We start from the raw sequence: 10269 nt of genomic DNA on the forward strand, positions 1-10269 counted from the left end.
ACCAGCAGCATCCCCACACCCTCGGCCCAGCCCGTACCGTCCGCCGCGTCCGAGAACGCCTTGCACCGGCCGTCCACCGCCAGCCCCCGCTGCTGCGAGAACTCCACGAAGGTGGAGGGGGTCGCCATCACGGTGACGCCGCCGGCCAGGGCGACGTCGCACTCACCACTGCGCAGGGACTGCGCGGCGAGGTGCAGGGCCACCAGGGAGGAGGAGCAGGCCGTGTCCACGGTCACCGCCGGCCCCTCCAGCCCCAGGGCGAAGGAGATGCGGCCGGAGACGACGCTGCCGGAGGTGCCGGTGCCGCCGTAGCCGCCGGTGTCGTCGAGGGCGGCGGGGCGGTCGGTGCCGTAGTCGTGGTACATGGCGCCGACGAAGACGCCCGTGCGCGATCCCCGCAACGACGAGGCCGGCACACCCGCCCGCTCCAGCACCTCCCACGACGTCTCCAGCAGCAACCGCTGCTGCGGATCCATCGCCACCGCCTCACGCGGCGAAATACCGAAGAAGTCCGCATCGAACTCCCCCGCATCGTGCAGGAAACCCCCCTCCCGCACATACGAACGACCAGGAACACCAGGCTCCGGATCGAACAGCCCCTCCACGTCCCACCCACGGTCCACCGGGAAACCGGACACCGCGTCCACACCCGAGGACACCAGATCCCACAAACCCTCCGGAGAACTCACCCCACCCGGAAAACGGCACGCCATCCCCACGATCGCGATCGGCTCGTTGCCGCGCTCCTCGGCCTCGCGCAGCCGTGCCTGCGTCTCGTGCAGTTCGGCCATGGCGCGGCGGAGGTATTCACGGAGCCTGGTTTCGTTCCCCGTGGCGTCCTGGTTGGTGTCGTGAGCGGACACGGCTCTCCCCTGGAGGTGTCGGTGCAGGGCTTCAGATGGAGCGGAAGCCGCTGTCGAGCAGCTGGAACAGTTCGTCGTCGGATGCGGAGTGGAGCAGTTCGGTGACCTTGCCGCGGCCCGGGTCCACCGGGGCCCCGGCGGTGGCCGGCGCGGTGGTGGCGGTGGCGGTTTCCGAGGCGGTGACCGTGGTGCCGAGTTCGGCGAGCAGCGCGGTCAGGTGGTCGGCGACCGTCCGGCGGGCGTCCTGGTCGAGGTCGGCCTGTGCGGTCGCCGCGCCGAGCTGCCCGATCAGGGCGAGCACGGAGGCTTCGGCGCCGGGCAGTTCCGCGTCGAGGTGTTCGGCGAGGGCCCGGGGCGTCGGGTGGTCGAAGACGAGGGTCGGTGTCAGGCGCAGGCCGGTCTCGGCACTGAGCCGGTTGCGCAGTTCGACGGCGGTGAGCGAGTCGAAGCCGGCTTCCCGGAAGCTGCGGTCCACGCCGACGTCGGACGGGCCGGCGAAGCCGAGGACGCGCGCGACCTCGGTGCGTACGAGGTCCAGGAGCAGTGCCGGGCGTTCGGCGTGCGGCAGGCCCGTGATCCGGTCGGCGAGGGTCTCCCGCCGGGGGCCGGGGGCGTCGGGCCGGGGTGCGGTGGCCGGTCGCTCGTCCGGGCCGAGCAGGGAGCCGAGGACGGGCGGGAGCGCGTCCCCGGCCTCCCGGGCGGCGGTCCGGTCGAGGCGCAGCGGCAGCAGGACGGGCCGGCCGGTGGCGCGGGCCGCGTCGAAGAGGTCGAGGGCCTCGGCCTGCGGGAGCGCGGCGAGGCCGGTGCGGCGCAGCCGGGCGGCGTCGGCGCCGTCGAGGGCGCCGGCCATGCCGTCGCCGGCCCAGGGGCCCCAGGCGAGGGAGACGGCGGGCAGTCCTTGGGCGTGGCGCCAGGCGGCGAAGGCGTCGAGGTGGGCGTTGGCGGCGGCGTAGGTGGACTGTCCGGCGCTGCCGAGCAGGCCGGCGGCGGAGGAGAAGAGCACGAACGCGTCGAGCGGCAGGCGGGCGGTGAGGTGGTGGAGGGCGTGGACGGCGTCGGCCTTGGGCCGCAGGACGGCGGCGAGGCGCTCCGGGTCCTGGGCGGTGAGGAGGCCGTCGTCGAGGACGCCCGCGGTGTGCACCACCGCGGTGAGCGGGTGTGCGGGCGGCACGGCGTCGAGGAGTGCGGCCAGCGCGGTGCGGTCGGCGGCGTCGCAGGCGGCGAGGGTCACCTCGGCGCCGAGGGCGCGCAGTTCGGCGGCGAGTGCTTCGGCGCCGGGGGCGCCGGGGCCGCGACGGCCGGTCAGCAGCAGGTGCCGTACTCCGTGGCGGGTGACGAGGTGGCGGGCCACGGCGGAGCCGAGGCCGCCGGTGCCGCCGGTGATCAGGACGGTGCCGGCCGGGTTCCAGGGCCGCTCGCGCCGGGCGTCGCGGTTGCGTTCGGCGCCGGGGGTGTGGGCGGTCCCGGAGCGGACGGCGAGCTGACCGGGGTGGTCGGTACGGGTGAGGGCGGCGGGCAGTGCGGCGTAGGAGGCCGGGTCCTCATCGGTGTCGGCGAGGGCGAACCGGCCGGGGTGTTCGGTCTGCGCGGAGCGCAGCAGGCCCCAGGCGACGGCGGCGGCGGGGTCGGTGACGGATCCCGCGGGGCCGGCGTCGGTGGCGCCGTGGGTGAGGACGGTGAGCCGGGCCCCTTCGGGCCGTTCGCCGGCGAGCCAGCGCTGGGCGAGGGCGAGCGCGGCGCGGCCCACGGCCTGCGGGCCGTCGGCGCCGCGCAGGTCGGCGAGGACGTGGGTCGCCCCGGCCGGTACGGAGTCGAGGGCGCGGGCGAGGTCGCTGCCGGGGTGGTGGTGGAGGGGGGCGCCGGTGGCGGCCAGGGCGTCGGCCAGGGCGGGGGTGCCCGCGCCGAGCAGGTGCCAGGCGGGGGCGGCGGGGCCGGCCGGGGCGGTGGGGAGCGGGGTCCAGACCGGCTGGAGCAGCGGGGTGCGGCCGGGGGCCGCGGCGGCGATCCGGTCGGTGGCGACCCGGCGCAGCGCGAGGGACGCGGCGCCGAGGACGGGCCGGCCGTCGGGGTCGGTGGCGCTGACGGTGTAGGCGTCGGGTCCGGCCGGGGAGATCCGTACCCGCAGGGCGTCGGCGCCGCGGGCGTGCAGGGCGGTACCGGTCCAGGAGAACGGGACGAGCCCGTGGGCGTCGGGCCGGGCGGCGGTGACGGCGTGCAGGGCGGCGTCGAGGAGGGCCGGGTGGAGTCCGTACGCGGTGGCGTCGGTGCTCTCCTCGGGGCGCAGGGCGGCGTACGCGAAGACGTCCTCGCCGCGCCGCCAGACGGCCCGGAGCCCTTGGAAGGCGGGGCCGTAGCCGATGCCGGCGGCGGCGAAGCGGGCGTGCTCGCCGTCCAGGGCGACGGGTTCGGCGCCGGCGGGCGGCCAGCTGCCGGTGAGGCCGTCGAAGGCGGCCGCGTCGGGGGCGGTGGGCTCGGCGGGCGCGGTGCGGCCGGTGGCGTGCGGGGTCCAGTCGGTGGTGCCGGCGGGGGCGGAGTCGACGCGGACGGTCCGGGTGGCGTCGGCGTCGGCGGGGCCGAGGTGGACGCGCAGGCGGACGGCGGCGTCTTCGGGCAGGACGAGCGGGTTCTCGAAGGTGAGTTCCGCGAGGGGGTCGCCGGCGGCCGCCGTGAGGGCGAGTTCGAGGAGGGCGGTGCCGGGGACGACGGTACGGCCGGCGACGGTGTGCCCGGCGAGCCAGGGCTGGGCGGCGGTGGACAGGGTCGCGGTCCACACGGCGCCCTGCGCGTCGGGCAGTTCGACGCGGGCGGCGAGCAGGGGGTGTCCGGCGGTGTCGACTCCGGCGGAAGCGAGGGGGGCCGCCGGGGCGGGGGCCGCGAGCCAGTGCCGGGTGCGCTGGAACGCGTACGTGGGCAGCTCGGCGGCGAGGCCGGTACCGGGGACGGGCTCGGGGGCGGGCGCGACGGGCAGACCGTGGACGAACGCGGTGGCCATGGCGCGGGCGAAGGCGGGGGCCTCGGGCTTGCCGCGGCGCAGCACGGCGAAGGCGACCGGGGCGGGGGCAGGGGCCGATGCCGGGGCAGGGGCCGACGCCGGGGCCGATGCCGGGGAGGCGGCGGTGCCGGTGTGGTGTTCCGCGTCGTCGTCGAGGACGGTGCGGGTCATGGCCGTGAGGACGGCGTCGGGGCCGAGTTCGACGAAGGTGTCGATGCCCTCGGCGCGCAGCCCGCGGATCCCGTCGAGGAACCGTACGGGACGGCGCGCATGGCGGACCCAGTGGTCCGCGGTGCGCAGGTCGTCGCCGGTGGCGAGCCGTCCGGTCAGGTTCGACATGACAGGAATCCTCGGCGGGTGGAATTCGACCCCGCGAGCGATCGCTTCGAACTGTGTCAACATGCCGTCCATGTGGGGCGAGTGGAAGGCGTGACTGACGGTCAGGAGCCGTGCGGCGCGACCGCGGCTCTTCCAGTGCTCGACCAGTTCCGCCACGTCGGGCTCGTCCCCGGCGACCACGACGGCGGCCGGCCCGTTGACGGCGGCGAGGTCGATCCGGTCCTCCCGTCCGGCCAGCAGGGGGCGCACTTCCTCTTCTCCGGCCTGGAGCGCGGCCATGGCCCCGCCCCCGGGCAGTCCGTCCATCAGCCGGCCGCGGGCCGCGACGAGCCGGGCCGCGTCGGGCAGTGAGAACACCCCGGCCGCGTAGGCTGCGGTGAGTTCGCCGACGGAGTGCCCGGCGAGGGCGTCGGGCCGCAGGCCCCGGGAGGTGACGAGCGCGTACAGGGCGGCTTCGAGGGCGAACAGGGCGGGCTGCGTGTACCGGGTGCGGTCGAGGAGGGCGGCGTCGGGTGAGCCGGGCGCGGCGAACATCACGGTGCGCAGCGGGCGCGGCAGGTGGGGGTCGAAGGCGGCGCAGACCTCGTCGAGGGCGGCGGCGAACACCGGTTCGGCGGCGTACAGTTCGCGGCCCGTACCGGGGCGCTGGCTGCCCTGGCCGGTGAAGAGGAACGCGGTGCGGCGGTCCTCGGCGGCCTCCCCGGTGACGGTCGCCCCGGTGTCGGGGTGTTCGTCCCCGGCGAGGGAACCGAGGCCGTGCAGCAGGGCGTCGAGGTCGTCCCCGAGGACGACGGCGCGGTGCGCGAAGGCGGTGCGGCCGTGGGCGAGCGCGGAGGCGACGGCGGCGGGGTCGGTACGGCCCGCGGGCCGGGCGGCGACGTGGTCGGCGAGGCGGCGGGCCTGGTCGCGCAGGGCGGACCGGGTCCGGGCGGAGAGCGCCCAGGCGGTGGGCCGCGGCTGCTCGGAGGCCTCGGAGCCCTCGGCGGACCCGGCTGCCTCGGGGGACCCGACGGCCTCGGCGGACCCGGCGTTCGGCCCCACCGCCATCGGGCTCTGCGGCTGCCCGGCGGACTCCAGGATGACGTGGGCGTTCGTGCCGCTCGCCCCGAAGGCGGAGACCCCGGCCCGGCGCGGCCCGTCCCCCCGCCGCGGCCAGGGGGTGCGCTCGGTGAGCAGGGTGACGGCTCCGGCGGTCCAGTCGACGCGACTGGACGGGGTGTCGGCGTGCAGCGTCCGGGGCAGGACCCCGTGCCCCAGGGCCAGCACCGTCTTGATGACGCCCGCGACACCGGCGGCGGCCTGCGCGTGGCCGATGTTGGACTTGAGGGAGCCGAGGAGCAGCGGTTCTCCGGCGGGCCGGGCCCGGCCGTAGGTGGCGAGGAGGGCCTGGGCCTCGATCGGGTCGCCGAGCCTGGTTCCGGTGCCGTGGGCCTCGACGGCGTCGACCTGATCGGCGGTGAGCCCGGCCTGGCGCAGGGCGGCCCGGATGACGCGCTGCTGGGCCGGGCCGTTGGGGGCGGTCAGTCCGGCGCCGCCGCCGTCCTGGTTGACGGCCGAGCCGCGCAGTACGGCCAGGACGGTACGGCCGTCGCGACGGGCGTCGGAGAGCCGCTGGAGCAGCAGCATGCCGGCGCCCTCTCCGAAGCCGGTGCCGTCGGCGTCGTCGGAGAACGCCTTGCAGCGGCCGTCGGCGGCCAGGCCCCGCTGGCGCGAGAAGTCGATGAACATGGTCGGCGTGGACAGCACGGTGGCTCCGCCCGCGAGCGCGAGGTCGCACTCCCCGGCCCGCAGGGCCTGCGCGGCCAGGTGCAGGGCGACGAGCGAGGAGGAGCAGGCGGTGTCCACGGTGACGGCCGGTCCGCGCAGGCCGAAGGTGTAGGAGATCCGGCCGGAGGCGACGCTGCCCGCGCTGCCGTTGACGAGGTAGCCCTCCAGGCCCTCGGGAACGGCCACGCCCGGGGTGTGGGGGACGCGGGCGCCGTAGTCGTCGTACATGACGCCCGCGTAGACGCCCGTACGGCTGTCGCGGACGTCTTCCCGGCGCAGCCCGGCGCGTTCGAACGCCTCCCAGGAGGTTTCCAGCAGGAGCCGCTGCTGCGGGTCCATGGCGAGGGCCTCGCGGGGCGAGATGCCGAAGAACTCCGGGTCGAAGTCGGCGCAGTCGTGGAGGAACCCGCCCTCGCGGGCGTAGCTGGTGCCGGGGGCGGCGCCGTCCGGGTCGTACAGTGCGTCGAGGTCCCAGCCGCGGTCGGCGGGCAGGCCGGAGATCGCGTCGGTGCCGGATTCGAGGAGCTGCCACAGCGCCTCGGGGGTGCGTACGCCGCCGGGGAGGCGGCAGCTCATGGAGACGATCGCGACGGGTTCGCGGGCGCTCTCCTCCACGGCCCTCAACTGTTCCCGGGTGCTGACGAGTTCGGCCGTGACCCGCTTGAGGTAGTCGCGGATCCTGGCCGAGTTGTCGTCGCTTCCGGCCGTGGGGTGCGGGGCGCTCTCCGTCACAACTGCTCCTCGATGAAGGCGAAAAGTTCTTCGTCGTCGGCCGAATCCAGGCCGGTCCCGGCGGCTGCGGCGGCTGCGGCGGGAACCGCCGCGAGGGGGGCCGGTGCGGCGGGCGGCCCGGCGGCGGCCGCCGCCGAGGCGACGAGCCGGGTGAGCCGGCGGTGGACGGTCTCGCGGGCGATGTCGTCGGCCTCCAGGGCGGCCAGGGCGGCCTCCAGGGCGGCGAGCCCGGCGAGGGCCGCTTCGCCCGCGGCGGCGCTGCCGTTCCCGGTGGCGCGCAGTTCCCCGCCGAGGTGTTCGGCGACGGCCTGTGCGGTGGGGTGGTCGAAGACGAGGGTCGGCGACAGGCGCAGTCCGGTCGCGGCGGTGAGCCGGTTGCGGAGCTCGACGGCGGTCAGCGAGTCGAAGCCGGTCTCGCGCAGCGGCCGGGCCGGTTCGACGGCGCCGGGTCCGGCGAAGCCGAGGACCGCGGCGATCTCGCCCCGTACCAGGGTGAGCAGTTCCCGGTGCCGGGCGGCCGGGTCGAGGCCGGACAGGCGCAGGGCGAGCGCCCGTGCCGTCTCCTCGCCCGCGGCGGGCCCACCGGCCGCCGCCGGGGCCACGGGGGTGGCCGTCGTGGCGGCGCGGGGCGCGGGCGCCGCCGGGGGGACCAGGGCGCGCAGCAGGACGGGCACCGCGTCGGGTCCATGAGCGGCCTGCTCGCGGCGCAGGGCCGCCGTGTCCAGGCGCAGGGGGACGAGGAGGGCCTCGTCGGCGGTTGCGGCGGGGGCGGCGAGGGCCCGGTCGAAGAGGGCGAGGCCCTGTTCGTTGCTCATGGGGGCGAGCCCGGAGCGCCGCATGCGCCGCAGGTCGGTGTCGGAGAGGTGCCCGGTCATCCCGGTGGCCTCCCCCCACAGGCCCCACGCGAGGGAGACGGCGGGCAGTCCGGCGGCCCTGCGGTGCTGGGCGAGGGCGTCGACGAAGGTGTTCGCGGCGGCGTAGTTGGCCTGTCCGGGGCGGCCGAGGAGGCCGGCGGCGCCGGAGAACAGGACGAACGCGGACAGCGGCAGGTGGGCGGTCAGCTCGTGGAGGTGCAGCGCGGCGTCGGCCTTGGGCCGCAGTACGGTGGCCAGCCGGCCGGCGTCCAGGGCGGTGAGCGCCCCGTCGTCGAGGACGCCCGCCGCGTGCACGACGCCGGTCAGCGGGTGGGCCGCCGGTACGCGCGAGAGCAGTGCTTCCAGTGCGGAGCGGTGACCCGTGTCGCAGGCGGCGATCTCGACGCGTGCTCCCAGCGCGGTCAGTTCCCGCTCCAGTTCGGCGGCTCCGTCGGCGGCGGGTCCACTGCGGCTGGCGAGCAGCAGGCCCCGTACTCCGTGAGAGGTGACCAGGTGCCGGGCGAGGAGCCGTCCCAGTGTGCCGGTCCCGCCGGTGACCAGGACGGTCCCTTCCGGGTCGAACCCGTTCGGGGCGGTCCCGGGGGCGTCGTCCTCGGGACGGCGCGCCAGGACGGGGGTGAGCGGCTCGCCGTCGCGGAGCCCGAACTGCGGTGCGCCGGTGGCGAGGGCCTCGACGAGGGCCGCCGCCGAGGCGGGGGTGCCGTCGGTGTCGGCGAGGACGAAGCGGCCGGGGTGCTCGCTCTGCGCGGAGCGTACGAGGCCCCACAGCCCGGCGGCCGACAGTCCGGGCAGCGCCTCCCCGGGCCGGGTGGCCACGGCCCGCCGGGTCAGCACGACCAGCCGGGCCGCGCCGAGCCGTTCGTCCTGGCCGAGCCACTCGCGCAGCAGGGCCAGGCACCGCGCGGTGGTCCCGTGCACGGCGTCCGGGGCGGGGGCGCGGCCGGGCGTCGGCTCCGCGTCCGGGTCCGTGTCCGCATCCGTGTCCGTGTCCGGGAAGGACACGACGACGGCGTCGGGCACGGGGGCGCCCGCCTCGACGGTGGCGAACAGCGCGGCCAGGTCCGGATGGACGTCGACGGGGACGCCGGCCGCCCCGGAGCCGAGGCCGGTGCCGTCGGTTCCGGCCACGGCCAGCCGGTGCACCGGGTTCCGCCGTCCGGTCTCGCTCGGCACGGGGTGCGCGGCGGGCGCGGGGCCGCTCTGCCAGGCGATCCGGTAGAGCGGCAGTCCGTCGTCGGCCGCCCCGAAGAGCGCGGCGAGGCGTTCGCGCGGGACGGGCCGCATGACGAGGGCGTCGAGGGTCAGGACGGGCGCCCCGGCCGGGTCGACGGCCTCCAGCGAGACGGCGCCCTCCGCCGTGCGGGCGAGACGGACCCGCAGGGCGTCGGCCCCGGTCGCGTGCAGGGTGGCCCCCTGCCAGGCGAACGGCAGCAGCACCGCGTCGTCGGGCACGTCGAGGAGTCCGCCCGCGAGCCACGGCTGGAGCGCCGCGTCGAGGAGCGCCGGGTGGACCCCGTAGAGCCCGGCGGCGCTCCGCGCGGAGACGGGGAGGCGGATCTCGGCGAAGACCTCTCCGGGGCGGCGCCAGGCGGCGGTGATCCCGGCGAAGACTTCGCCGTACTCGTAGCCGAGGTCGGCGAAGCGGGCGTAGACCTCGTCCGGTTCGACGGGTTCCGTTCCGGGCGGCGGCCAGGCCGCCCCGCCGGCGGCCGCCCAGTCGGCCGGTGCCGGGGCCTGCGGCGCGGCCGGGGCAGGGGCGAGGACGCCGGAGGCGTGACGGCTCCAGGGGGCGTCGTCGGCCTCGGTGCGGGAGTGCAGGTTCACCGCGCGGCGTCCGCTCCCGTCGGCGGCCCCCACCCGTACCTGGACCTGGACGGCTCCGCGTCCGGGGAGCACGAGCGGCGCCTCAAGGCCCAGTTCTTCCAGGCCGGCGCTGCCGGTCGCGGCGGCGGCGTGCAGGACGAGCTCGACGAAGGCGGTCCCGGGCAGCAGGGTCCGGCCGGAGACGGCGTGATCGGCGATCCACGGGTGGTCGACGAGCGAGATCCGCCCGGTGAACAGCACCTCTCCCGTCTCGGCGAGGGGCAGGGCTCCGCCCAGCAGAGGGTGGGTCTCCCACTCCATGCCGAACCGCGCGGCGGCGGCGTCGCCGACTCCGGCGGGGGAGGTGGGGGCCCAGTAGTGGGCGTGCTGGAAGGCGTAGGTGGGCAGGTCGACGCGGCGGGCGCCGGTGCCCTCGAAGAGCTGCGCCCAGTCGATGTCGGTGCCGCGTACGAAGAGCTCGGCGGCGGAGGTGAGGAACCGCTGGAGTCCGCCTTCGTCACGGCGGAGCGAGCCGGTGGTGACGACCTCGGCACCGGCCGCCTCGGAGGTCTCCTGGATCCCGATGGTGAGGACGGGGTGCGCGCTGGACTCCACGAAGGTGGCGAAGCCGTCTTCCAGGAGGACCTTGACCGTCTCCTCGAAGCGGACGGGGTGGCGCAGGTTGCGGTACCAGTACCCGGCATCGAGACCGGTGGTGTCGACAGGCCCGGCGCTCACGGTCGAGTAGAACGGGATGTCCGCCTTGCGCGGCACGATCGGCCCGAGGACCTCCAGCAGCTCGGCCTCGATCCGCTCCACATGCGCGGAATGCGAGGCGTAGTCGACGGGCACCTGACGGGCCCGGATCCCCTCCTCCACCGCCTCCGCGACGAACGCG

At 76.9% G+C, this 10269-nt stretch carries 2 protein-coding genes and 1 pseudogene; all 3 read right to left on the reverse strand.

The features are described 5' to 3' along the window. On the reverse strand, positions 1-863 hold an 863-nt coding region (locus tag ACEPPI_RS38040; RefSeq protein ID WP_373919832.1), incomplete at its 3' end, for a beta-ketoacyl synthase N-terminal-like domain-containing protein. A 31-nt stretch (positions 864-894) separates the two neighbouring features. Beyond that, positions 895-7596 carry an SDR family NAD(P)-dependent oxidoreductase gene (locus tag ACEPPI_RS38045; protein ID WP_373919833.1) on the reverse strand — a complete coding sequence of 2234 codons (6702 nt, stop codon included), beginning with the start codon at positions 7594-7596 and terminating at the stop codon, positions 895-897. Between the two features lie 44 nt (positions 7597-7640). After that, positions 7641-10250 (reverse strand): annotated as a pseudogene (locus tag ACEPPI_RS38050) (SDR family NAD(P)-dependent oxidoreductase); the annotation flags it as partial. Positions 10251-10269 lie beyond the last annotated feature (19 nt).

The sequence above is a fragment of the Streptomyces sp. AB3(2024) genome, assembly GCF_041862025.1.
GTDB lineage: Bacteria > Actinomycetota > Actinomycetes > Streptomycetales > Streptomycetaceae > Streptomyces.